The sequence below is a fragment of the Mesorhizobium sp. P2_D6 genome (genome assembly GCF_056404315.1).
Window position 1 is genome coordinate 424,866 of sequence record NZ_JBFUEG010000003.1, and the last position, 22,016, is coordinate 446,881.

A 22,016-nucleotide genomic window follows, 5' to 3' on the forward strand; every position below is an offset into this window, starting at 1 on the left:
AATCCTTGCCGGCCGGCACCACGGCAAAGCTTTGTTAACCCTAATAATGTGTAATCAGGCTTCGTTGGTGTCGTAACGAAAGCTTGGTCCCGTGAACCCAACCGGTCAGTCAGCGGTCTTCGGCAGGCGCAAGGAGCCCCATACGGTCATTATTGCGCGGGGCAATGAAATCCGACATTTCACCATTCGGCCGTGGCTCGTCGCCTTTCTTGGCTCGGCACTGGCGGCAATCGCCATCGGCTATCTGCTGGCAACCTCCTACCTAGTGCTGCGCGACGATCTGATCGGCGCCACCACGGCGCGGCAGGCGCGCATGCAGCAGGCTTATGAGGATCGCATCTCGGCATTGCGCGCCCAGGTCGACCGCATCACCAGCCGCCAGCTTCTCGACCAGAAACTGATGGAAACCAAAGTCAGCGAACTGCTCGATCGGCAGAGCCAGCTCAGCCAACGCCATGGTCGCCTCGGGCCGATTCTCGAACGGGCGGAAAATGAAGTCGGAACGCCGCCTGTCGCGGATGCGGCCGCCAAGCCCGACGAGCATGCCGAACTGACCGGCGGCGAGCCCCTGGCCTATTCGGTCGCCAGCCTCGGCTCGGGCGATACCAGGCCGTTCTCTTTGTGGTCGACCCGCTCCGATCCGCTGCCCAGCGAAACGGCGGCGGACCGTGCCGACAAACTGTTCGTCTCGATCAACGAATCGCTCAAGGCCATCGAGAGCCAGCAGCTCACCCGTATCGCCACGCTTGCCGACAATGCCTACAAGAACGCCGATGCCATCACCCAGGCACTCGAGGCAGCCGGCCTGCCGGTCGACAGCGATTTCGGCAAAAACGAAAGCGATGTCGGCGGACCGTTGATCCCGCTGGACTCCTCGATGATGTTCGACAGCAAGGTCAAGGAACTCGACGAGGCGCTGGATACGCTCGACCAGTTGAAGAAAGAGGCGCGGCGGCTGCCGCTCGCCAACCCCGCGCCCGGCCATTCCGTCACCAGCCCGTTCGGCGTTCGCACCGACCCGATCCTTGGCACTGCAGCCCTGCATTCAGGCATGGATTTCCGCGCACCGATCGGCATGGCGGCCAAGGTCACGGCGGCCGGCGTCGTCACCAAGGCAGGCTGGAACGGCGGCTATGGCCGCATGGTCGAGGTCGACCATGGCAATGGCTTTGCCACCCGCTATGGGCATTTGAGCGAAATCGATGTGGCCGTCGGTCAGAAGCTCGCCGCCGGCGACATTATCGGCAAGACCGGCAGCAGCGGCCGCTCCACCGGCCCGCATCTGCACTACGAGGTCCGCCACAATGGCGAGGCCATCGACCCGCTCCGCTTCCTGGCCGTGGGCAAGAAGGTCGAGCAATATCTTTAAGGGCCAATTCATTCGCGTCAGCGCGACTTGGCACTATACTTATACGCCAGGCTAATCCTCGGCGCTTTCGTCATGGCGCCGGTATGCTGCCTCATAGTCACGGCCGCCGTAGAACACATTGACGATTTCCACGGTTTTTCCGACTCGATAGACGATTACGGCGCTGCGCTCAAAGGGCACCGTACGCAACCCCGGCTGAAGGTCGTCACGCGGTCGGCCGCCGTGCGGTACATCGCCAATCCTGCGGCACCGGCCGAGAATTCTGCCGATAAAGCCGGAGGCAACAGCATGGCTTTGGCTGGCAAGCGCTATGGAGCGATAGATTGCCTTTAGATCGGCGAGTGCTTCGGGCCGCAACGTGACCTTAGCGCGTCGCATTAGGGGAGCCAGCGGCCTCGCTTTCCATGAAGCGGGCCATCTCGGCCTCGGCCTCCTCCAAAGTCAGGCTGGGGCGTGGATCATCGATGGAGCGACGGATTCGGGCGCGCATAGCCTCCAGGCGCTCGGCGTCCTCTATGCGTTGCCGCTGCCACACCCGCACGGCATCACGCATAGCCTCGCTGGTGGTGGCAAATTCGCCAGCCTCCACACTCTCTCGGATAGCCTGCATCTGCTCACGAGCCATAGTAACGCTGACTTTTTCGGCGTTGTTCATGATTAGGGGCTCCCTAAATTTCCACTCCACAAGGTAGGATAAATTCCGACCAGACGCCAGAAATTTGTGGCCTAGCGTATGCGCGCTATGGCTACCGTTACACGTTTATACGCCAGGGTGAGAACAAGAAGCGCATTGACTCGAAGTTGTAGGATGATATGTATCACCCCATATCCAGACAGGCACTTCATGACAATGCATGCCCTTTCGCCAGACCTTCTCGGTGCCCTGCGGGACGCTGTCGGGCCGAACGGCATGACCGTCGATGCCGCGGGCATGGCGAAATATCTCGGCGACTGGTCGGGCGATCATCATGGCGAAGCACTTGCCGTGCTGCGGCCGGCTTCGGTGGCCGAGGTCCAGGCGGTGGTGCGGCTCTGCGCCTCGCTCGGGCTCGGCATCATCCCACAAGGCGGCAATACCGGCCTGGTGGCGGGCGCGATCGATATCGAGACCGCCGGCTCAGTGGTCGTCAGCCTGGAGCGGCTGAACACCATCCGCCGCGTCGACGCCGACAATTTCGTGCTGCAGGCCGATGCCGGCTGCATCCTGCAGGCCGTGAAGGACGCTGCCGACGAACAGGACTGCCTGTTTCCGCTGACGCTTGGCGCCCAGGGCAGTTGCCAGATCGGCGGCAATGCGGCCAGCAACGCTGGCGGCATCAACGTGCTGCGCTACGGTATGGCGCGCGATCTCATCCTCGGCCTTGAAGTGGTGCTGCCGGACGGCGAGTTGTGGAACGGCTCTTCCGGCCTGCGCAAGAACAACACCGGCTACGATCTGAAGCAGCTGTTTATCGGTTCGGAAGGGACGCTCGGCATCATCACCGGCGTCGAACTGAAACTGTTTCCAAAACCGGTCCGGACCGAGACCGCCTATCTCGGCCTTGCCTCGTTCGAAGCGGCGATCGCGCTGTTCCGGCAGGCCCGCCGTGCCTCCGCAGATTTGATGTCGGCCTTCGAGATCATCGGTTCGGAATGCATCGCGCTGGCGCGCTTGATCGACGTCAACATGGTGTCGCCGGTCGAAGCGCCCGTCCATGTATTGATCGAACTGTCGGCCAGTGCTGCGATCGACCTGCGCACCCTTCTGGTCGATTTCCTGGCCGAGACCATGGAAAGTGGTCAAGTCATCGATGCCGCGCTTGCCGAAAGCAGCGCCCAGGCAAAAGCCTTCTGGGCCATCCGCGAAGGGCTGGTCGAGGGCCAGGCCAAGCGTGGCTATCATGTGCGCACCGATCTTTCGGTGAGGATTTCGGACATCCCTGCCCTCATCGGTCGGGCCCGCCGCTTCGTGGCGCAGGATCATCGGGGATGGCTGCCGCTGGCCTATGGCCATGCCGGCGACGGCAACATCCATTTCAACGTGTTGCCGCCGGAAGGCCTCGACGAGTGCGAGGCCCGCGCCCGAGGCACTGACATCACCGCCGGGCTCTACCGGATCGCCAATTCGCTCGGCGGCTCGATCAGCGCCGAGCATGGCATCGGCCGTACCCGCCACCGCACCTTCATGGCCGGCCTGGCGCCTGCTCATCGCCGGCTTATCGGCACGCTGAAGAATGCACTCGACCCGCAAGGGCTGATGAACCCCGGCTGCCTTCTGCCGGCAACGGAGACCCCTCCATGAAGCAAAGACTGGCTGCCATCGGCACCGTCGAGACGCTGCCACACCGCGTCGCGACCTTCCTCGGCCGCGAGATCGAATCGGGTGACCTCAGTCCGGGCACACGGCTGCCGACGGAACAGGAGCTTTCGGAGAAATTCGGCGTCAGCCGCAATGTCGTGCGCGAAGCGATCGCGCAGCTCAGGGCCGACGGCATGATCGAGGCGCGGCAAGGCATCGGCGCCTTCGTGTTGGCGCCGGAGCAGCGGGCGTCGATCCGCATCGACGGCGAGGCGCTCAAAGAAGGCCAGAACATGGAGCGGCTGTTCGAGCTGCGCTGCATCCTCGAAGCCGAATCCGCAGCGCTTGCCGCCGAACGGCGTGGCCAGGAGCATCTCGACGCCATCAAGGCGGCGCTCGACCGCATGAGCGGCGAGGAACGCTGGGAAGAAGGCAGCATCGACGCCGATCTTCTGTTCCACCGTGAGATCGCGCGCGCCACCGGAAACAACTACATCCACACCTTCATTTCCTTCGTCTGCGAACAGATCCGCCGCTCGATCCACTACGCGCGGCAGACCAACCCGCTGCACGATCTGGTCGAGATCAATGTCGGCGAGCATGTGCGCATCTACGAGGCGCTGGTTGCCGGCGATCCCGCAGCGGCGGAAGCGGCCATGCGCGCCCACATCATCGGTGCGGCTGAGCGCGTCGGCGTCAAGTTGCCGGCCGCACGGCGCCTGCCCGCCAGCAAAGGGATTTAGCCATGCCGCTCGGAGGCGCTTACGCGATTTCGGATGTCTGCCTGCTGGTCGAGGACATCGGCCGGACCGTGGATTTCTATGTCGACAAACTCGGCTTCCGGCTGCGCCGCCGCGCCGAAGGCTTTGCCGATTTTCATGGCGAGGGCGTCACGCTCGCGGCGTGGGAGATCGACCACATCAGCCAGCATACCGGCGTGTCGAAGCTCAGATCGCCGCGTCATGCGCACAAGGTTTGCGTGGCGGTCAAGCTCGATACGCCAGCCGATATCGACCGTTTGCACGGCGAGCTCAACGCTAGGGGCGTGCCGTTCCACGGCCCGCCGGAAAACTATGTCTGGAACGCGCGCTGCGCCTATTTCACCGACCCGGACGACACACTCTGGGAACTATACGCCTGGCTCGACGGCGGCCCCGGCGACTACCACGACGAACAGCCGTAGACGACAGCGCGCCGTGGGAGCGGTGCGCAATGAACAGAGCAACGCTTGCAACAGGAGCGAAAAATGAGTGGGAACAAGCGATACAACATGAACCGCCGCAGCTTCGTGACATCCGGCATCGCCGCCGTGGCAGCCGCATCGGCCGGGATGCAGCTGGTGCTGACGCCGGGCGCCAAGGCGGCCGGCAAGGTCGTCATCCAGTATGACTGGCTGGTGTCGAACGGACAGATCGGCGACATCGCCGCCGTCGCCAACGGCTATTTCAAAGACGCCGGCCTCGACGTGGAGTTCAGCCCGGGCGGTCCGAATTCCGCGACCGTGCCGCCAGTGGTCTCGGGTTCGGCCCAGCTCGGCCAGTTCTCCGAAACGCCGCAGCTCTTTGCCGCGCGCGCCAGCGGCGTGCCGGTCAAGATCATCGCCTGCGGCTTCCGCACCGGCCCCTATGCCTTCACCTCGAAGCCGGCCGAGCCGATCCGTGGCGTTGCCGACCTCAAGGGCAAGAAAATCGGCATCCAGCCGACGGCGCGCTTCGTCATCGACGAGATCCTGGCCAAGAACGGCATCGACCCCGCTGACGTCACGGTCGTCAATGTCGGCTTCGACAAGGCGCCGCTGGTGCGCGGCGATGTCGACGCCATCGGCGGCTGGATCACCAACACGCAGGCGCTGAGCGTCGTCGGCGACGACCGCATCGACCTTCTGGTTCGCGATCTCGGGCTGAGTTCCTACGCCGACGTCTATTTCGCCACCGACGCGGCGATCGAAAAGGATCCCGAGACGCTGGCCAAGTTCATCGGCGCCGTCGGCAAGGGCTGGGGCTGGGTGCATGCCAATCCGCAGGAAGCGGTGAAGAAAATGGTCGCCGCCTATCCGGAAATGGATCTCGGCTGGGAAGAAAAGACCGTCAATCTGGTGCTGAAGCTTTCCTTCGATGGCGCGACGGCCAAGGATGGCTGGGGAACTTTCGACCCGGCCTCAATCGAGGAGCAGCTGGCGCTGCTGGACAAGGTCGGGCAATACCCCAACGGCCGGCCTGCCGCGGCTGACGTCTACACCACCAAGATCCTCGAACTGTCGGCCGCCGACCGGCCCAAGCTCGACGCGCCCGCGGCCTAGAGCATGATCCCAAAAAGTGGGAACCGGGTTTTGGAAAAGATCATGCTCCAGCAAAGCGTTAGATCAGTATGACGATCAAACGTCATGCTGATCTAACGGCGATCGCTATCGAGGCTCAGAGGCTGGATGTCGGCTATGGCGGCCGGCATGCGGCCGTCAAAGTGCTCTCCGGCCTCGACCTGACCGTCGCGGCCGGCTCGTTCCTGTCGATCCTGGGACCATCGGGCTGCGGCAAGTCGACCTTGCTCAGGGTCGTTGCCGATTTGCTCGACCCGCTCGGTGGCACGATCAGCGTGCTTGGCGATACGCCGCATGCGGTGCGCTCGCGCCGGGATGTCGGCTTCGTCTTCCAGGATTCGACACTGCTGCCCTGGCGCAGCGTGCGCGACAATGTGCGTCTGCCGCTCGGCGTCGGGCAAGGCAGCCTGACGCGCCAGATCGAAGACCGCTCAGAGGAACTTTTGGAGCTGATGGGGCTTGGCGGTTTTGGCGAGCGCCTGCCGCATCAGCTTTCCGGCGGCCAGCGGCAACGCGTGGCGATCGCCCGCGCCCTGCTTGGACAACCGAAGCTGCTGTTGATGGATGAGCCGTTCGGCGCACTCGACGAAATCACCCGCGACCGACTCAATGACGAGTTGCTGGCGCTGTGGCGGCGCACCGGCACGACCATCCTGTTCGTCACCCATTCGATTGCCGAAGCGGCCTATCTCGGCGAGCGGGTGATCGTGCTCGCCGCCAATCCGGGGCGGCTGGTCAAGGACCTGGACATGCGGCCGTTCAAGCAGGACGGCAATCGCTGCACGCGCGAAGACCCCGCAATCGTCGCTGCCATGGCTGAATTACGCAAAGCCCTGGAACTGGCCTCATGAGACAGGAGCCTTTGCCACCCGCGCTGGCGATTGCGCTGCCCGTCCTGGGCGCCGCCTCCATTCTGTTCACCTGGCAGTTCCTGCTGCCCTGGCTCGGCGTTCCGGCCTATATCGTACCGACGCCCACAGCCGTACTCGGCGTCTTCCAGAAGAGCTTTTCCCTGCTGCTCGGCAATCTCTGGCCGACGCTGATCGAGGCGCTGGCCGGCTTTGCCATCGGCAATCTCGCCGGCGTGCTGCTGGCGGTGCTGTTCGTACACAACCGCGTGCTGCAGGCCGCCTATTTTCCGATCGTGCTGTTCTTCAACACCATTCCGATCCTGGCGCTGTCGCCGATCATCATGCTGATCTTCGGGCTGGGCATGACGCCGAAGATCGTCATTGCGGCGGTGATCTGCTTCTTCCCGACGCTGGTCAACATGATCCGCGGCCTGGATTCGGCCAGCAGCAACGAGCACGAGCTGTTCCGCGTGCTGTCGGCGACACGCTGGGAAGTCTTCTGGAGCCTGCGGCTGCCCCGCGCGCTGCCGATGCTGTTCTCATCGCTCAGGATAGCCTCGGCGACCGCCGTGATCGGCGCCATTGTCGGCGAATGGATCGGCTCCGACAAAGGGCTCGGCGCACTGATCATCCAGGCGTCCTTCAATTACCAGTCGGACCGCCTCTACGCGGCGATCGTGCTGTCATCGGGCCTGTCGATCGTCCTGTTTTGCCTCGTCGTGCTGATCGAGCGCCGGGCGATAAAATACTGATCGCCCGGCAGGCAGGATCGCGGTGCCGCCCATCACAGCCTGCCGGTCAGGATTTGACATGGATGTCTCGCGGAAATTTCGTGAGCGTCTCATTGCCGGTCTCGGTCACCAGAATGGTCTCACTGACCTCGATGCCCCAGCCATCCATCCACATGCCGAGAATGGAATGCACGACATTGCCGGGTTGCAGCACCGTCTTGTCGCCGGGCCGAAGGCTGATCGTGTGCTCGCCCCAATCCGGCGGATAGGCGACGCCGATGGAGTAGCCGATGCGCGATTCCTTCTTCAGCCCGTAGCGCTGGATGACCTTGCGCCAGGCGGCTTCAACCGCTTCGGCTGATGTGCCCGGCTTCACCGCATCGAGCACCGCATCCATGCCTTCGATCACCGCCTTTGCGGTGTCGGCGACACGCGTCGGCGTGTTGCCGAGCTGCATCGTCCTGGCGAGCCCGGCGGCGTAACGGCGGCAGACGCCGGCGAGCTCCAGCGCGATCGTCTCGTTCTTCCCGAACCGCCTGTCGCTCCACATGATGTGCGGCGCCGAAGCATTTTCGCCGCCGAGGATCGTCGGCGGCAGTGCCGTGATGTCGCCGGCAAAATCAGGACTGCCGGCAATCTGCGCTGCCTGGATGGCGGCGATCGCATCGCATTCGCGCACGCCTGGCACGATCACTTCGAAGGCTCGTGCGACCGCTGCTTCGGCTAGCGTCGACGCCTTGCGCAGATAAGCGATCTCGGGCGCCGATTTGACCGCACGGATCCAGTTCACCAGGAGATCGGCGTCCTGCCATTTCGCGTTTGGCAATCCGGCGATGAGCCGGGCATGGGCCTTTGGCGAGAAATAGTAAGCTTCGAGCTCGATGCCGATATGTCTGCCGCCCCAGCCCTTGGCGACGATCCAGGCCGCGATCCAGTCCATCGGATGACGATCGGCGCGCTGGACATGGTCTTCGGGAAAGCCAACCACATTCTCAGGCTTCATCCAGGCCGTCAGCAGGCCGCCGGCCGCATCCATGGCGCGCCCGATCCAGACCGGCTCGGCCTCCTCATCGATCGGAACCAGAACCACTTGCGGCGTGTAGAACGACCAGCCGTCATAGGCGGTGATGTAATGCTGGTTGGCGACGTCGTTGACGATAAGCAGTTCGATCCTGCGCCTGGCCATCTCGGCGCGGATTTTTTTGAGCCGCTGCTGGTACTCGTCGCGCGCAAAAGGCAATTCGATCATCGGTTTTCCCTGCGGGTCATCGGCCGGGCGAAGCCCCGCGCCCGCCTGACGTCATTCACCATTGCGGTGGTTTTAACCCGGCTGCAATCGGCCAGCGCAGCGCATGGGACAGGTCCTGCACCGCGTCCGGAACCGTCACAAATTATTTTTGAATTCCATTTGACTGAATAAATTGCCTGTGCAAGTCTCGTCTCTCCTAAGGAGAGGGAAATGGCACTGCGGGGAACCAACCAGGAGTTCGGACGGCCCTACAACCGGCGCATCGTGCTGGAGTCCATCCGCCTGCACGGCCCCATTGCCCGCGGCGACATTGCCAGCCGCGTCGGCCTCACCGTCCAGACCGTATCGACCATCGTTCGCGAGCTCGAAGAGCACGGCTATGTGCTGTCGCTGCGCGAAGAGCCGCGCGGGCGCGGACTGCCGCCGGCTACGCTCCGTATCAACCCTGAAGGCGGCTATGCCGTCGGCATCCACCTCACCCCGCTCGGCATCGACGCCGCTCTGATCAATCTCAGCGGCGATGTCATCGAAAGCACGCATCGCGAGGCGCCGCATGCAACGCCCGACCATGCCTTCGACCTGATCGGCGTCATGGTGCCCGAACTGACCGCATTGCGGCCCGGCGGCCGCGTGCTTGGCATCGGCATGGCGCTGCCCGGGCCTTTCGGCGTGGAATCGATGAGCTTCGTCGGCCCCACGACCATGGCCGGCTGGAAGGATGTCGCGCTGCCGGAGCGGCTGGCGGCATCGACCGGGCTGCCGGCCTTCTTCGAGACCGACATGGCGGCAGCTGCCATGGGCGAGCGCCTCTATGGCCTTGGGGCTGGCTATTCCGAATATTACTACCTCTATTTCGGCGTCGGCCTTGGCGGCGTCATCGTCCATGACGGCGCGGTGATGCGCGGCGCCTGGGGCAATGCGGGCGAAATCGGACACATCCCCGCCGTTCCCGGCGGCGAACTCTGTCCCTGCGGCAACCATGGCTGCCTCGAACGGTATCTCTCGCTCGAAGCACGTCGCCGCCGCAACATCAGCGACGCCGCATGGGTGGCCGAAGTTGCGCCGATCTTCCGCAACACGATCGTCACCATCGAGAATGTGTTCGATCCCGAAACCGTCATCCTCGGCGGGCTTGCACCCACCGACCTGCTCGAAAAGCTGGTCGGAGCGGCAGGACAGCTTCCCAACTCGGTCTCGGCGCGGCGCGACCGCAAGACCCCGCGCGTGACGGTGGCGACCGGTGGCCAGCATTCGGTGCTGCGGGGCGCTGCCGCATTGGCAGTCTCCGGTGTGTTGTCGCCGCGGTTTGGCCAGATGTTCATCGCCGAGCGCGAGCGCAGGTCAGACCTCATGCACAGCAAGGGAGTGGCGGCATGACCGAACCGCTGCTGGTACTCGAAAACGTCACCAAGAATTACGGCGCCATCCAGGCGCTGAGAGGCATCAGCTTCTCGATCGGCAAGGGCGAGGTCGTGGCACTGCTCGGCGATAATGGCGCCGGCAAGTCGACGCTGGTCAAGATCATCGCCGGCGGCCTCGAGCCGAGCTCCGGCCGCATGCTGTTCGAGGGCAAGGAATTTCTGGCGAAAACGCCGGCCGAGGCCAAGGCTGCCGGCATCGAGACCGTCTACCAGGACCTTTCGCTCTGCACCAATGTCGATGTCGTCGCCAATTTCTTCATGGGCCGCGAGATCACGCGCAAGGTGCTCGGCATTCCGATCCTCGACGAGCGCGCCATGGAAGCCGTCGTCGGCAAGGCACTTGCCAGTGCGGGCACGCGCATTCCGTCGCTGCGCACCAATGTCGAGCACCTCTCGGGCGGCCAGCGCCAGGCGATCGAGCTCAACCGCTTCGTGCATTGGGGCGGCAAGCTCGTGCTGCTCGACGAGCCGTTCGCGGCCCTCGGCGTAGAACAGACCAGGCGCGGCCTCGAGATGATCCGCCAGGTGGCCAAGCAGGGCATCGGCGTCGTCATCATCACCCATATCATGCAGCAGGCCTTCCAGGTCGCCGACCGGATCGTGGTGATCCGGCAAGGCGTCGTGGCCGGCGATGTCGCACGCAACAAAACAAGTCCCGATGCGGTGATCAACATGATCACCGGTGAGACGCTTGCCGGTGCCGGACCGGCAGGTTGAGGGACAAAAGAGGGGTCCGGTATAAAAGAGGAGCGAACGACATGAAGCGAATATTGGTTCTTGTCTTCGGTATCCTGGCACTGGCTCTTGCCTCGCTCACGCCGGCAATGTCCCAGACCAAGGGCACCGTCTACTATATGGTTCCGACCCTGCTCGATGAATTCCAGACCGGCTCGGTGAGCGCGCTGGAGCTGTTCCTCAAGCAGGTCGGCTATGAGGTGAAAACACTCAACGCCGACAACAAGACCGACGCGCAGCAATCCCAGATGAACGACGTCATTGCTCTGAAGCCTGCGGCGATCATCCTGGCCGCCGTCGATTTCAATGCGCTGAAGCCGTCCATCGAAGCAGCCCGTGCCGCCGGCATCCCGGTGGTCGAGTTCGACCGCCAGATCACCTCGACCCCGTCCGACTTCACCTCGGTGGCTGGCACCGTGGAGATCGGCTACGTCGCAGCCGAGCAGGCTGAAAAGCTTCTGAAAGCCAAGAACGGTTCGGTGAAGGGCAAGGTGTTGCAGGTGCTCGGCGATCCCGGCGATCCCTACACGCTCGACATCCAGAAAGGCTTTGAGGAGAAGATGAAGGCGTTCCCGGACGTCAAGATCATCTCGCTGCCCGCCATGCAGTGGGAAGCCAGCAACGCCGGCACCATCGTTGCCGACCAGATGCTGGCCAACCCCGACATCGACCTGATCTTCAGCCATGCCGCGCATCTCTCGGTCGCTGCCGTCGCCTCGCTCGAGGCTGCCGGCAAGAAGCCGGGCGATGTCATGCTGATGAGCTCCAACGGCGCTCCGGTTGGCCTCGACCTGATCCGCAAGGGCTGGCTCAATGTCGAAGTCGAGCAACCGCTCTACGCGCAGGCTGCTGCCGTCGCCATGTTCATGGACAAGATCGCCGGCAAGCAGGAAATCAAGCCCGGCGAGTATGACGTGCTCGGCTTGAAGTCGACCGTGACCAAGGAAGCCTGGGGCCCGAACATCAAGATCCCGGGTGCCGCCATCACCAAGGAAAACGTCGACAACCCGGCCTTCTGGGGCAACCAGAAGCCGCCGACGGACACGATCAAGTCGGTCGAATAGTCGCTTGCCAAGCGCTCCGGGCCGCCTAGGCCGCCCGGAGCCTGCCCTTTCACAACGCCGCGTCTGACAAGGACGCTGTGGCGAATTTGAAGCCGCGCCCTAGCCCGACAAAGTCAATTTGATTTCCCAACTTGATTTTCTTGGGGGAGGCGCCAACCGGATCAGCCCATGAACCCGCGCACCCGCAAAGCCCTGGAGTTCGTCCTCGACAACCTCGTCTGGTTCATGCTGGTCTTTGTGTTGATCGTCTTTTCCATCTTCGTCCCGAACTATTTCCAGCTCGGCATCTTCGCCAACATCATCGAGGCTTCGAGCGTGCTCGGCGTGATGTCGATCGGCCTGTCGCTTGTCATCATTGCCGGCCACATGGACCTGTCGGTGGAATCGGTGGCGGCGCTCAGCGCCATGACGGTCGGCATCCTGTTCTGCTCGTCGGGCATCGGCATGGGCATACAGCTCAGTCCGCAATGGCTGATGGTTCCGGTTTCGCTGCTCATTGCACTGGTCGTCGGCGGCATCATCGGCGCCTTCAACGGCTATCTCGTGGTCAAGGTGAAGATGAGCGCCTTCATCATCACGCTGGCATCCTACATCTGGGTGCGCGGCCTTGTGCTGGTCATCTCCGGCGGCCGCTCGGCGCAGGATCTGGCGCCGGCCATACGCTGGTTCGGCATCCAGCGCCTCGCCGGCCTGCCGCTGACCGCCTGGATCGCCGTCGCCTGTTTCGTTCTCTTCTCATTGATCATGGCCAAGACGCCGTTCGGCCGCCACCTGGTGATGATCGGCGGCAACGAGACCGCGACCTTCCGTGCCGGCATCCGCGTCAACCGCAATCTGGTCATCGCCTTCGTGCTTGCCGGCGCCATTGCCGGGCTGGCCGGCTGGCTGCTCGCCATCCGCACTTCCGGCGCCACCGCCAATCTCGGCACCGGGCTGTTGTTCAACGCCTTTGCCGCCGTCGTCATTGGCGGCGTCAGCCTGAAAGGCGGCGTCGGCACTCTGCCCGGTGTCTATGCCGGCGTGCTTTTGCTGTCCTCGATCAACACAGCGATCAACCTGATGGGCCTGCCAGCCAATTTTACCCAGGTGATCCACGGCCTGCTGGTGCTCGCCGCCGTGCTGCTCGACGCCTTCAAGCAAACCATTCGCCAAAGACTCGCATGAAAGGACGGCTCGCATGAGCGGACGGCTGCAAGACAAGGTCGCGCTGATCATCGGCAGCGCGCGCGGCATCGGCAAGGGCATTGCGCAGCGCTTTGCCGAGGAAGGCGCAAGGCTGATCCTGGCCGATAGCGAGGCCGAGGCAGGCCAGGCGACCGCCGACGAGCTCGGCACTGCCTTCATTCGCACCGACATCTCGCTGATGGCCGATGCCGAAGCCGCGGTAGCGCTGGCGCTGAGCCATCACGATCGCCTCGACATCGTCGTGCAGAATGCCGGCATCTATCCCTGGCAGCTCATCGAAAACACCAGCCCGGACGATTGGGACCGGGTGATGGCGGTCAATCTGCGCGGCACCTTCAACGCCACGCTGGCGGCGCTGGCGCCAATGAAAGCGCAAGGCTATGGACGCATGCTCTACACCTCGTCGATTACCGGCCCGCATGTCACCAGCCCCGGCCACGGCCATTACGCCGCCAGCAAGGCCGGCATCAACGGCTTCATCCGCTCGGCGGCGCTGGAATTTTCCGGCTACGGCATCACGGTCAACGGCGTCGAGCCCGGCAACATCCTGACCGAGGCGATCGAGCTGCATCGCGGCGCCGCCTACATCAAGAACATGGAAGATTCGATCCCGCTCGGCCGCCTCGGCAGCCCGCGCGACGTCGCCAACGCCTTCCTGTTCCTCGCCTCCGACGATGCCAGCTACATCACCGGAACGACCATCGTCGTCGACGGCGGCCAGTTGCTGCCCGAGGGCAAGGATTTCCGGCTGCTGCCGCCTTGATCTTTGCATTGACGCACAACGGACCAGGCAGCGCTCCTGGCGACAAGAGGTCATTTCAGCGAAAGATACGCGTTCCCTGCGTCGGCGATCCAACTTCCCTTCTAAGTTGCATGGAACCCGAATACTTCTCAAAAGTTGTTCATCAAGTGCCGATCAAGGGAGGTACTTGTGAATGGCAGACAAGACCAGAACCAGCCATATCTACCAGCGGGCGCATGCTTTGGCTGAGGATGGTTTCCACCAGTCGCCGGCCGAGATTGTTGCCACGTTGCTGGCCGAGGGCTTTCCGGAAGCCGCCGAGTTGCTGAACTCCGAAAACATCCGTGCCGATCTTCGCCGGATTTGTAGTGCCGCGACCGCCAACGGCCGGTAAGTCGCCACGAACCTGGGACTTCGTTATTGACACGCATAAAGGCGACATCGGCGGGTTTCGGCCCGGCGCATGCTCCTTACGGTTGACTGCCAGCGCGATCAGCCGGGTTTCTTGTACAGCAGCAATTCGGGCCGGTACTCGAAATGCATGGTGTCGTAGTGATACCAGCGCCCGCCCCAGATGAAGCCGTTTTTCTCAAACAGTTCCACGATTTGCAGTGGAATCCGGTTCCTGAACGGAATGTGGGCCTTCGGGTCGGCTTTGTTTCTGTTATTGTACCAATAGTCGGAGAAACCGACATTGATATCGAAGGCCGCGCCGAAAGAGTGGACGCTCAACCGGTCGGTGCCGGCGATGGGCCGCCAGACGAAGCCGCCACCAGGCTTGAGCCCGTAACGGCTTAGCTCCGCGGGCATCGCCTCCAGAGCATCCGAGACCTTGCCCAACCGGTCGTTGATGCCGAAAATCCTGGTGACCTGCACGGTTTTCTTGGCAAGTTTCGGCAGCCATTTGACGTTGGCGATGTGCTTGCCCACTTCCGCGGCGCTTGCCCCGTAAAGCTTCTCGAAGAAGGATTCGTTGCGGATGCGACCGGGATCGAAATCCTCCACCGGGACCAGCGCGCCCTCCGCTGCCGTCGGATAGACGTAGCGAAACATGTCTTCGATGTCGGGGCTCTCCAGCAGCGCCTCGGCGTCGCGCGCCTTGCCGTCGTCCCACACCATCGTGGTGCCGTCGGTCCAGGGTCAGGATATTGCCCGAGATGGTGAAAAGTCCGGGATAGGCCTTGAGCAAGGCCGCTTTGGCCGCGGTCTGGTCGACACCGTCGCCGGCCTCTGTCGCATATGCGAGACGCCCGGTGCCACAAATTGCCAACACGATCATTAGCTGAAGCAGCAGGCGCTTGGGATCGTCGATCATTGTCCTGCCTCTCCGGAGAGCCAATCGATTGCTGACCAGGACCCTTATCAAATCCGGAATGATGGCGGCAGCTCCCTGGCCAGAAAACGGGAAATCAGCTCATGCCGGCTGTTGGCAATGGCTTTCGTTCATCTTGCGTTTGGCAAGGCTGCTGTAAGATGGCGCGTGAATCAAAAAGGGAGACAAATCGTGTCAAAAACCTCCAGCGCCCTGATCCGGATGGCGTTCACATTCATTTGCCTGGTTGGCCTTGTCTCGGCCGCCTCTATTCTTTTCCCGGCCACCGCATCGGCCCAGCGCATGCAGCGATGCGCTGACGAGGGTGGCATCTGCCGCCTGCCCTATCCAGCCGAAGTGGTCTATGGCGCGCGCGGCCAGACCACCTCCCGCTTTTTCGACCGTCCCGCCGTGCCCTGTTCAAACCGCGTCTTTGGCGATCCCGCGCCCGGCCGCGACAAGGCCTGCTATATCGTGAGGCGCGGCGGCGGTAACGATTATGGCGACAATGACGACGACAATTACGGCGACGACGACTACGGCCAGGGCCGCGGCAGGTGGGTGGCCTGCGCCAGGGAGAATCAGTACTGCGATTTCCGTGGCCGCAAACTGGTGAGATACGGAGCGCGCGGTCAGTTCACGCAAGGCGTTTTCAGGAACGGCGTGCGCTGCAGCAACGACGCCTTTGACGAGGATCCCGCTCCCCGGGCGAAGAAGACCTGCTACATCAGGCAGTAGGTAGCACACCGGCGGAAAGGCGGGCGCGGCCGAATGTGGCCGCGTCCTCGCTATCGGTCATACGCAGCTGAGTTGCGAACATGAAGGCAATGGACGTCGAGGCGTGGGCCGGCGTGCGGGATATGGTGGGCGATGACGGGCTCGAACCGCCGACATCTTCGGTGTAAACGAAGCGCTCTACCAACTGAGCTAATCGCCCGCTCCGGCCGGACCTTTAAGCGGTCAGACCCGGCTTCGCAAGGCCAAATGAGCAGGCGTGAGCTTAGCCGCATAGCGGTTTTCCCGGGCAAAGTGCCGCCTGTCAAAAAACCTTCTCCTGTTTGCTGTTATGCTGTCGAGGTGCGCTTGACACCCGGTGGCGAACCCCTTATCCACCGCCCCAACGACGAACACGGCTGACACGTGCTCGTCTATGCGCGGGTGTAGCTCAGTTGGTTAGAGTGCCGGCCTGTCACGCCGGAGGTCGCGGGTTCGAGCCCCGTCACTCGCGCCATTTCTCTTCAAGGGTCACGATCCTTGGTGCCGGAGAAATGTCGACGTTGATGTCAAAATGTCTCCTTGGATGCATTAATTCAGATCGATCGCCTTGCAGCGATCAATGGCAGCGCCCGGTGCAACTCAGAGTGCCGGCCTGTCACCCCGGAGGTCGCGGGCTCGAGCCCCGCTCGCAGCATTTCCCTCGATGCCTTCCGATTCCCGCCTGTAGATCAGGCGGACGACGAGGCCGACGTATCCAAGCTGAAGAATAACCATTGCAAGAACAGCCCAGCCGAGCGCCTTCCAGACGGAGCCAGTTGCCACGTCGGCCCAGATCGCAACGACGAACGACGTTGCGAACATGCCCACCAGAAATTGCGGAAAATACATAATGGCCCAGCACCCAATGTTTCGGCGATTCAGGCGGCTTTTTAAATCGGCACCTAAGAGCCCGCCGCTTCATTTTGAGAAGCAGCGGGCCCCAATCGCCCCCCGGCTTGCCAGGAGCGATGGATGCCCCCGGCGTTGCTGACAGTGCAATTGCGGTGCCAGACACGGTGACCCATTACCGGACATCTATGCCAATGGCGCAAGACCGGATTGCCGATTAACATTATCTGTGGCTAATATGCCACCCTGACCGGAAGGGACCAAGGTGGCGCGGTTTCTGGCAGGCTTGTTGGCAGCGACGCTGGTAGCGTCGGCAGGCCGATGCTTGTCCAAGGACACCAACAAGCAGATCTCCGAAGACGCACTGAGAACGATCAGCGCCCAGATGTATTCCGGCATCCTGAGCCAGGAATGCATGCAGGGACGGCGCTACCCGCAAAGCCGCATCAACAATGGTTTCAAAAGGCACTTCGAGGAAATGAGGCTGCGGTTGATCGCGGATGGGTACACAATCGTGCCCGATGTGACAGAGAGCAATTCACAGTGGACTCGTTCGGAGATGGCTTTTGACGCCAAACGGCGTCTTGGCATGCCGCGCCAATTCGGCTGTCTTGATGCCTATTGGCTCGACGACGATCCAGACTGGTAAGGCCCTATATGGGACGTGGTCGAGATCAAACCTTCGCCAGCAGCGCCTCGACCTCCTGCAATGTCGGCATGGATGGCGCCGTGCCTGGCCGCGTCACCGAAATGCCGGCGACGGCGCAGGCGAAGCGGACCGCTTGCAGCGGTTCCACGCCTTTGGCAAGCGCCGCGGCCAGGCCGCCATTGAAGGCATCGCCCGCACCCGTGGTTTCGACCACAGGGCCGGCGCTGACCGCGGGGACGTGGTCGGAACGGTTCGCTGTGTGCAGCAGCGCGCCTTTTTCGCCGAGCGTGATGATGACCGAGCCGACGCCCTTTTGGAGCAGGCTGTCGGCGGCGCGGCGCGCGTCGTCGATGGAGGCGACCCTGATGCCGGTCAGTTCCTCGGCCTCGGTCTCGTTGGGGGTGACGTAGTCGCACAGCGTGTAGATGCGATCCGGCAGTTTTGCCGCCGGCGCCGGGTTCAGGACGGTGGTCACCCCTGCCCCGCGCGCGATTTCGAGGGCGCGCAGTGCAGCGTCGATCGGCTGCTCGAGCTGGGTGACGAAGACACCGGCCCCGCCAATTAGGCCGGCATTGGCCTCGATGTCTTCAGGCGAGATCAGCATCGCCGCACCGGGACTGACGATGATGGCGTTGTTGCCGGTCGTTTCCTCGATGAAGATATAGGCGGCACCCGTATAGCTCTGCGGCGTATCGATGACGGCGGATTTCACGCCGGCATCTTTCCAGGTCGCCTTGGCCATGTCGGCGAAAGCATCGACGCCGAGCCGCGTCAGGAAGGTGACGTCGGCGCCGAGCTTGCCGGCTGCCACCGCCTGGTTCGAGCCCTTGCCGCCCGGCCCCAGCTTGAAGGAATTGCCAAGAATGGTCTCGCCCATGCGCGGCTGGCGATCGGCGCGGTAGGCGGTATCGGCGACGAAGACGCCCAGTATGACGACAGGCTTGCCGGACGCCATTGTGCTACTCCGCATCCGGCGGCACGACGCCCTTGCGGAAGGCAAAGCAGCCATAGAAGCGGCGCTCGCCGGTCTGGATGACGCAATAAGCCTTCTTGGCGCGTTCATAGAAGGCGTAGCGCTCGACCGAAATCATCGGCCAGGCTTTGCCCTCGGCCTTGTCGATCTCTTTTTGCACCTCTTTTTGCACCGGAGGAATCTCGTTGGGGTTGCCGACGATCTCCATGCGGGCAGCCGCGTCGTCGACAAAAGTGTCCAGCGGATAGAGCGACAGCACCGCCTTGACCACATCGGCCGCCGGCGCATCGATGTGCAGCAGCTTGCCGAGCACGGTCTGGCGCGCCACCGAATCGGCGGGGAAATTGGTGTCGGCGATGATCAGATCGTCGCCGTGCCCCATTGCCCGCAGCGCTTGAAGCACATCGGCATTGAGCAATGGGTTGATCCCTTTGAGCATGGCAGTCCTCGTCAAACAGGTTGGTCAAAAGTCGATTGGAAATCAGAGCCGGTTGCCGGTCTCAGCGTCGAAGAGATGGACCTGGTCGAGGCGTGGCTTGAGATTGAGCATGTCGCCGGGCTTGAAGTCGTGGCGTTCGCGAAACAGCGCCACCATCTCGCCGTCGCCGAAGCGCAGGAAGACCAGCGTTTCGGAACCGGTCGGCTCGACCACTGAAATCTTCGCCGGCACGCCATCGGGATGGATTTCGAGATGTTCGGGCCGTACGCCATAGACGACGGCCTGGCCCTCCCTGGCGGCGCTGCCGGCAGCAATCGGGAACAGCGTGCCCGCAATCTCGACCTTGTCGCCCTTGCGCACCACGCCCTTGAGCAGGTTCATCGACGGCGAGCCGATGAAGCCGGCGACAAACAGATTGGCCGGCCGGTCGAACAATTCCAATGGCGCGCCAACCTGCTCGATGCGGCCATCGCGCATCACCACGATCTTGTCGGCCATGGTCATGGCCTCGATCTGGTCGTGGGTGACGTAGATGGTGGTGGTCTTCAGCCGCTGGTGCAGTTCCTTGATCTCGGTGCGCATCTGCACGCGCAATTTGGCGTCGAGATTGGAGAGCGGCTCGTCGAACAGGAACACTTGCGGGTTGCGCACGATGGCGCGGCCCATGGCGACGCGCTGGCGCTGGCCGCCGGAGAGCTGGCGGGGATAGCGCTTCAGGTAGGGATTGAGGTCGAGGATGTCGGCGGCGCGCTTGACCCGCTCGGCGACCACGGCCGGGTCGGTTTTGCGCAGCTTCAGCGCAAAGGCCATGTTCTGCTCGACGGTCTTGTGCGGATAGAGCGCGTAGTTCTGAAACACCATGGCGATGTCGCGCTTGGCCGGCGGCAGATTGTTGACGATGCGCTCGCCGATGGCGATCGTGCCGCCGGAGACGGTTTCCAGCCCGGCCACCATTCTGAGCAGCGTGGACTTGCCGCAGCCCGACGGGCCGACCAGCACCACGAACTGGCCATCAGCGATTTCGACGCTGACCTCGTGCAGGACCTTGACGGTTCCGAACGCCTTGGCCACATTGGTGATCGCGACTTGAGCCATCGTCCCCCCTTTATCGTTTGCGGTGAAGCTAGCCATTGCCAACGGCAAGGGCAAGTCAGTATCTTATAGATAAAAAGTCATTCGTGTTGACAAGGTAATCGATTACGCGAATAGTGGCGAGTGCCAATCCGACAGTCGGAATTTTTCCCGAAAATCGGAGCTCCAGGCGACGCAGGCTGGGGTCCCACGTCCCCGTGTGATAAGGAGAACTGCCGACGTTTCGGCGCCCGAGAGATTGGCATTTCAATTCACGACTGTGTTCTGGGAGGAATAGATGAGAGTCGGTCTGTACGAAAAACTCGTCCGCGCGGGTGCGACCCGGCGTGATATCCTTAAGGGAGCGGCCAGCATGGCCGCGCTCTCTGCTGCGTCCGGCGCGGGTCTCGGCGCATTGACGCGTCCAGCTTTCGCCGCCGATGATCTGCGCGCGCAGATCCTGCAGGTCCCTGGCGTCGGCAAGGGTCAACCAACCGACGCCGACTTCCAGAAGGTCGGCGAGATGTGCCTTGGCGCCACCAAGGCCAGTGTCAAGCAAGGCGAGTTCGCCGGTGTCGAACTCACCTTCATGGGCCTCAACAACCAGAACCTGCACAATGTGCTGTACCGCGGCTTCTTGAAGGCGTGGGAAGACTATACCGGGGCCAAGTTCACCTGGATCGATCTGGCACAGGCCGATTACGGCGCTCGTCTGCAACAGTCGATCGCCACCGGTACCGTCGACTTCGACGTCATCGAGATGGGTGCGCCCTTCGAAGGCGACGTCTGCGGCAAGGGGCTGGCCTCCGAGATGCCGGACTGGGTCAAGACGCAAATCGACATGGACGACCTGGTCAACTATCTGAAGCCGCCTGTCGGCACATGGGACGGCAAGCAGTATCGCGTGACCGTGGACGGCGACGCGCACAACTTCAACTATCGCACCGATGTCTTCTCCGACAAGGGTCTCGCCGACGCCTGGAAAGCCGCCGGCAACGCAACGCCGTGGGGCGTGCCGACCACCTGGCAGCAGGTGCAGGCCGTGACCAAATTCCTCAAAGGCCAGAAGTTCAACGGCCAGGACGTCTACGGCTATCTCGACGCGCCCAAGGCCTGGGGCGGGTTCGGCTTCTACTTCCTTGGCAGCCGCGCCAGCGCCTATGCCAAGCACCCCGACGACAAGGCCTGGCTGTTCGACTCCGACACGATGAAGCCGCGCATCAACAATCCGGCCTGGGTGCGTGCCATCCAGGATGTGATCGACGCGCTACCTTTCGAACCGGCCGACCAGATCAACGCCGATCCCAACACGACAGGCTTCAGTCAGTTCCTCGCCGGTACCGGCTCGATGATCCCGTGGTGGGGCGACATCGGCTCCAACGCCAAGACCAACGATTCCTCGGTCATCGGCGACACGGTCGGCTTCTCGATCCTGCCCGGCTCGGACGATGTCTACAATTCCAAGACCGGCAAGTGGGACACGCTGGCGAGCGGCCCGAACTTTTCACCGAACTGCGCCTATCTCGGCTGGGGCGTCTATGTCATGGCCCGCGTCGACAGCGACGAAAAGAAGAAAAAGGCGGCCTGGTCGGCCGCTGCACATCTCGGCGGCAAGGACCTGTCGCTTTGGTGCGCGGCGTATCCGTCGGGCTTCCAGCCCTACCGCAAAAGCCATTTCAACATTCCGGAATGGGTGGCGGCCGGCTACGACGAGGCGTTCATCACCTCGTATCTCAAGTCGGAAGCCGACAGCTACAACCATCCGAACGCGGCGATCGAGCCGCGCATCCCCGGCATCTTCCAGTATTACAGCGCTGCCGAGGACATTTTGGCCAACACCTTTGCCGGCAAGATGAAGGCGCAGGAAGGCGCTGACGCCATTGCCGCCGCCTGGGAGAAGCTGACCGATCAACTCGGCCGCGAGAACCAGATCAAGCTCTACAAGGCCTCGCTTGGCGTGTAGGCTGATCGTATGGTGAACAAGGGTCCGGCGGTGCACAACCCGCCGGACCTGACCGGCTCGGG

Annotated in this window: 24 protein-coding genes and 2 tRNA genes; 17 read left to right on the top strand and 9 right to left on the bottom strand. The window is 62.8% G+C overall.

Annotation, left to right across the window (positions count from 1 at the left end; genetic code table 11):
* The first annotated feature begins 91 nt into the window (after positions 1-91).
* On the top strand, positions 92-1,369 hold the full coding sequence (locus AC1D1L_RS08455) for a M23 family metallopeptidase (protein WP_477340411.1): 1,278 nt from the start codon (positions 92-94) through the stop codon (positions 1,367-1,369).
* Between the two features lie 51 nt (positions 1,370-1,420).
* Here AC1D1L_RS08455 and AC1D1L_RS08460 read toward each other — a convergent pair whose 3' ends face one another.
* Together AC1D1L_RS08460 and AC1D1L_RS08465 are read right to left on the bottom strand one after the other, a co-directional pair.
* Entirely contained in the window at positions 1,421-1,747 is a 327-nt protein-coding gene (locus tag AC1D1L_RS08460; RefSeq protein ID WP_477340413.1) for a type II toxin-antitoxin system RelE/ParE family toxin, read from the bottom strand.
* Positions 1,734-2,024 carry a ribbon-helix-helix domain-containing protein gene (locus AC1D1L_RS08465; RefSeq protein ID WP_352591749.1) on the bottom strand — a complete coding sequence of 97 codons (291 nt, stop codon included), beginning with the start codon at positions 2,022-2,024 and terminating at the stop codon, positions 1,734-1,736. The genes AC1D1L_RS08460 and AC1D1L_RS08465 overlap by 14 nt, the downstream gene beginning before the upstream one ends.
* Positions 2,025-2,213: 189 nt before the next feature.
* Here AC1D1L_RS08465 and AC1D1L_RS08470 point away from each other — a divergent pair, with 189 nt between their 5' ends.
* The 6 genes from AC1D1L_RS08470 to AC1D1L_RS08495 all read left to right on the top strand — a co-directional run bounded on the left by AC1D1L_RS08470 (position 2,214) and on the right by AC1D1L_RS08495 (position 7,567).
* Entirely contained in the window at positions 2,214-3,650 is a 1,437-nt protein-coding gene (locus AC1D1L_RS08470) for an FAD-binding oxidoreductase (RefSeq protein WP_477340415.1), read from the top strand.
* Positions 3,647-4,390, top strand: a complete 744-nt coding sequence (locus AC1D1L_RS08475) for a FadR/GntR family transcriptional regulator (RefSeq protein WP_112561398.1) — start codon at positions 3,647-3,649, stop codon at positions 4,388-4,390. The genes AC1D1L_RS08470 and AC1D1L_RS08475 overlap by 4 nt, the downstream gene beginning before the upstream one ends.
* A 2-nt stretch (positions 4,391-4,392) precedes the next feature.
* Positions 4,393-4,830, top strand: coding sequence for a VOC family protein (locus AC1D1L_RS08480; protein WP_112561397.1), 438 nt, complete (start codon positions 4,393-4,395; stop codon positions 4,828-4,830).
* A gap of 87 nt (positions 4,831-4,917) precedes the next feature.
* Positions 4,918-5,946, top strand: coding sequence for an ABC transporter substrate-binding protein (locus AC1D1L_RS08485; RefSeq protein ID WP_477340759.1), 1,029 nt, complete (start codon positions 4,918-4,920; stop codon positions 5,944-5,946).
* A 68-nt stretch (positions 5,947-6,014) separates the two neighbouring features.
* Positions 6,015-6,815: an ABC transporter ATP-binding protein gene (locus AC1D1L_RS08490; protein ID WP_477340418.1), complete on the top strand. Its 801-nt coding sequence runs from the start codon at positions 6,015-6,017 to the stop codon at positions 6,813-6,815.
* A complete protein-coding gene (locus tag AC1D1L_RS08495) occupies positions 6,812-7,567 on the top strand; it encodes an ABC transporter permease (protein ID WP_477340420.1) in 756 nt (251 codons plus the stop codon). The genes AC1D1L_RS08490 and AC1D1L_RS08495 overlap by 4 nt, the downstream gene beginning before the upstream one ends.
* A 46-nt stretch (positions 7,568-7,613) precedes the next feature.
* On the opposite strand, the gene AC1D1L_RS08500 is transcribed toward AC1D1L_RS08495, so the two are convergent.
* Complete coding sequence (locus AC1D1L_RS08500; RefSeq protein ID WP_477340422.1) at positions 7,614-8,795, bottom strand: M24 family metallopeptidase; 1,182 nt, start codon at positions 8,793-8,795, stop codon at positions 7,614-7,616.
* Positions 8,796-9,005: 210 nt separating this feature from the next.
* On the opposite strand from AC1D1L_RS08500, the gene AC1D1L_RS08505 reads away from it, so the two are divergent.
* The 6 genes from AC1D1L_RS08505 to AC1D1L_RS08530 all read left to right on the top strand — a co-directional run bounded on the left by AC1D1L_RS08505 (position 9,006) and on the right by AC1D1L_RS08530 (position 14,336).
* The gene (locus AC1D1L_RS08505) at positions 9,006-10,172 is read left to right on the top strand and encodes an ROK family transcriptional regulator (RefSeq protein WP_477340424.1); all 1,167 of its coding nucleotides are present in this window, start codon (positions 9,006-9,008) and stop codon (positions 10,170-10,172) included.
* Positions 10,169-10,933 (top strand): ATP-binding cassette domain-containing protein, encoded by a 765-nt coding sequence (locus AC1D1L_RS08510; protein WP_477340426.1) that lies wholly within the window; start codon positions 10,169-10,171, stop codon positions 10,931-10,933. The genes AC1D1L_RS08505 and AC1D1L_RS08510 overlap by 4 nt, the downstream gene beginning before the upstream one ends.
* 41 nt (positions 10,934-10,974) lie before the next feature.
* Positions 10,975-12,015, top strand: coding sequence for a sugar ABC transporter substrate-binding protein (locus AC1D1L_RS08515; RefSeq protein WP_477340428.1), 1,041 nt, complete (start codon positions 10,975-10,977; stop codon positions 12,013-12,015).
* Between the two features lie 168 nt (positions 12,016-12,183).
* On the top strand, positions 12,184-13,179 hold the full coding sequence (locus tag AC1D1L_RS08520; protein ID WP_142868064.1) for an ABC transporter permease: 996 nt from the start codon (positions 12,184-12,186) through the stop codon (positions 13,177-13,179).
* Positions 13,180-13,192: 13 nt separating this feature from the next.
* On the top strand, positions 13,193-13,963 hold the full coding sequence (locus AC1D1L_RS08525) for an SDR family oxidoreductase (protein WP_477340430.1): 771 nt from the start codon (positions 13,193-13,195) through the stop codon (positions 13,961-13,963).
* 172 nt (positions 13,964-14,135) lie between these two features.
* The gene (locus tag AC1D1L_RS08530) at positions 14,136-14,336 is read left to right on the top strand and encodes a hypothetical protein (RefSeq protein ID WP_477340432.1); all 201 of its coding nucleotides are present in this window, start codon (positions 14,136-14,138) and stop codon (positions 14,334-14,336) included.
* Between the two features lie 98 nt (positions 14,337-14,434).
* On the opposite strand, the gene AC1D1L_RS08535 is transcribed toward AC1D1L_RS08530, so the two are convergent.
* The gene (locus AC1D1L_RS08535; RefSeq protein ID WP_477340434.1) at positions 14,435-15,061 is read right to left on the bottom strand and encodes a M15 family metallopeptidase; all 627 of its coding nucleotides are present in this window, start codon (positions 15,059-15,061) and stop codon (positions 14,435-14,437) included.
* Between the two features lie 313 nt (positions 15,062-15,374).
* On the opposite strand from AC1D1L_RS08535, the gene AC1D1L_RS08540 reads away from it, so the two are divergent.
* A complete protein-coding gene (locus AC1D1L_RS08540; RefSeq protein WP_477340436.1) occupies positions 15,375-15,992 on the top strand; it encodes a hypothetical protein in 618 nt (205 codons plus the stop codon).
* Between the two features lie 123 nt (positions 15,993-16,115).
* On the opposite strand, the gene AC1D1L_RS08545 is transcribed toward AC1D1L_RS08540, so the two are convergent.
* Positions 16,116-16,191, bottom strand: a tRNA-Val gene (locus AC1D1L_RS08545).
* A 217-nt stretch (positions 16,192-16,408) separates the two neighbouring features.
* Here AC1D1L_RS08545 and AC1D1L_RS08550 point away from each other — a divergent pair.
* A tRNA-Asp gene (locus AC1D1L_RS08550) sits at positions 16,409-16,485 on the top strand.
* Positions 16,486-16,610: 125 nt separating this feature from the next.
* Here AC1D1L_RS08550 and AC1D1L_RS08555 read toward each other — a convergent pair.
* Entirely contained in the window at positions 16,611-16,859 is a 249-nt protein-coding gene (locus tag AC1D1L_RS08555; protein WP_477340437.1) for a hypothetical protein, read from the bottom strand.
* A gap of 325 nt (positions 16,860-17,184) precedes the next feature.
* Between AC1D1L_RS08555 and AC1D1L_RS08560 the strand changes: the two genes are divergently transcribed.
* Positions 17,185-17,508, top strand: a complete 324-nt coding sequence (locus tag AC1D1L_RS08560) for a hypothetical protein (protein WP_477340439.1) — start codon at positions 17,185-17,187, stop codon at positions 17,506-17,508.
* Between the two features lie 25 nt (positions 17,509-17,533).
* Here AC1D1L_RS08560 and rbsK read toward each other — a convergent pair whose 3' ends face one another.
* The 3 genes from rbsK to AC1D1L_RS08575 are packed head-to-tail and all read right to left on the bottom strand — an operon-like array spanning position 17,534 to position 20,015.
* Positions 17,534-18,463: a ribokinase gene (gene rbsK / locus AC1D1L_RS08565; protein ID WP_477340441.1), complete on the bottom strand. Its 930-nt coding sequence runs from the start codon at positions 18,461-18,463 to the stop codon at positions 17,534-17,536.
* A gap of 4 nt (positions 18,464-18,467) precedes the next feature.
* Positions 18,468-18,920, bottom strand: a complete 453-nt coding sequence (locus AC1D1L_RS08570) for an RbsD/FucU family protein (RefSeq protein ID WP_112561382.1) — start codon at positions 18,918-18,920, stop codon at positions 18,468-18,470.
* Positions 18,921-18,962: 42 nt separating this feature from the next.
* On the bottom strand, positions 18,963-20,015 hold the full coding sequence (locus tag AC1D1L_RS08575; protein ID WP_477340443.1) for an ABC transporter ATP-binding protein: 1,053 nt from the start codon (positions 20,013-20,015) through the stop codon (positions 18,963-18,965).
* Between the two features lie 274 nt (positions 20,016-20,289).
* Here AC1D1L_RS08575 and AC1D1L_RS08580 point away from each other — a divergent pair, with 274 nt between their 5' ends.
* Positions 20,290-21,954, top strand: a complete 1,665-nt coding sequence (locus tag AC1D1L_RS08580) for an ABC transporter substrate-binding protein (RefSeq protein ID WP_352591096.1) — start codon at positions 20,290-20,292, stop codon at positions 21,952-21,954.
* Positions 21,955-22,016: the final 62 nt, after the last annotated feature.

Coding starts and splice junctions, on each gene's coding strand:
- AC1D1L_RS08575 (WP_477340443.1), bottom strand. CDS start 20,015: ATGGCTCAAGTCGCGATCACCAATGTGGCCAAGGCGTTCGGAACCGTC.
- rbsK (WP_477340441.1), bottom strand. CDS start 18,463: ATGGCGTCCGGCAAGCCTGTCGTCATACTGGGCGTCTTCGTCGCCGAT.
- AC1D1L_RS08580 (WP_352591096.1), top strand. CDS start 20,290: ATGAGAGTCGGTCTGTACGAAAAACTCGTCCGCGCGGGTGCGACCCGG.
- AC1D1L_RS08475 (WP_112561398.1), top strand. CDS start 3,647: ATGAAGCAAAGACTGGCTGCCATCGGCACCGTCGAGACGCTGCCACAC.
- AC1D1L_RS08515 (WP_477340428.1), top strand. CDS start 10,975: ATGAAGCGAATATTGGTTCTTGTCTTCGGTATCCTGGCACTGGCTCTT.
- AC1D1L_RS08490 (WP_477340418.1), top strand. CDS start 6,015: ATGACGATCAAACGTCATGCTGATCTAACGGCGATCGCTATCGAGGCT.
- AC1D1L_RS08495 (WP_477340420.1), top strand. CDS start 6,812: ATGAGACAGGAGCCTTTGCCACCCGCGCTGGCGATTGCGCTGCCCGTC.
- AC1D1L_RS08525 (WP_477340430.1), top strand. CDS start 13,193: ATGAGCGGACGGCTGCAAGACAAGGTCGCGCTGATCATCGGCAGCGCG.
- AC1D1L_RS08540 (WP_477340436.1), top strand. CDS start 15,375: ATGGCTTTCGTTCATCTTGCGTTTGGCAAGGCTGCTGTAAGATGGCGC.
- AC1D1L_RS08510 (WP_477340426.1), top strand. CDS start 10,169: ATGACCGAACCGCTGCTGGTACTCGAAAACGTCACCAAGAATTACGGC.
- AC1D1L_RS08470 (WP_477340415.1), top strand. CDS start 2,214: ATGACAATGCATGCCCTTTCGCCAGACCTTCTCGGTGCCCTGCGGGAC.
- AC1D1L_RS08480 (WP_112561397.1), top strand. CDS start 4,393: ATGCCGCTCGGAGGCGCTTACGCGATTTCGGATGTCTGCCTGCTGGTC.
- AC1D1L_RS08460 (WP_477340413.1), bottom strand. CDS start 1,747: ATGCGACGCGCTAAGGTCACGTTGCGGCCCGAAGCACTCGCCGATCTA.
- AC1D1L_RS08485 (WP_477340759.1), top strand. CDS start 4,918: ATGAACCGCCGCAGCTTCGTGACATCCGGCATCGCCGCCGTGGCAGCC.
- AC1D1L_RS08500 (WP_477340422.1), bottom strand. CDS start 8,795: ATGATCGAATTGCCTTTTGCGCGCGACGAGTACCAGCAGCGGCTCAAA.
- AC1D1L_RS08505 (WP_477340424.1), top strand. CDS start 9,006: ATGGCACTGCGGGGAACCAACCAGGAGTTCGGACGGCCCTACAACCGG.
- AC1D1L_RS08555 (WP_477340437.1), bottom strand. CDS start 16,859: ATGTATTTTCCGCAATTTCTGGTGGGCATGTTCGCAACGTCGTTCGTC.
- AC1D1L_RS08535 (WP_477340434.1), bottom strand. CDS start 15,061: ATGGTGTGGGACGACGGCAAGGCGCGCGACGCCGAGGCGCTGCTGGAG.
- AC1D1L_RS08465 (WP_352591749.1), bottom strand. CDS start 2,024: ATGAACAACGCCGAAAAAGTCAGCGTTACTATGGCTCGTGAGCAGATG.
- AC1D1L_RS08530 (WP_477340432.1), top strand. CDS start 14,136: ATGGCAGACAAGACCAGAACCAGCCATATCTACCAGCGGGCGCATGCT.
- AC1D1L_RS08520 (WP_142868064.1), top strand. CDS start 12,184: ATGAACCCGCGCACCCGCAAAGCCCTGGAGTTCGTCCTCGACAACCTC.
- AC1D1L_RS08570 (WP_112561382.1), bottom strand. CDS start 18,920: ATGCTCAAAGGGATCAACCCATTGCTCAATGCCGATGTGCTTCAAGCG.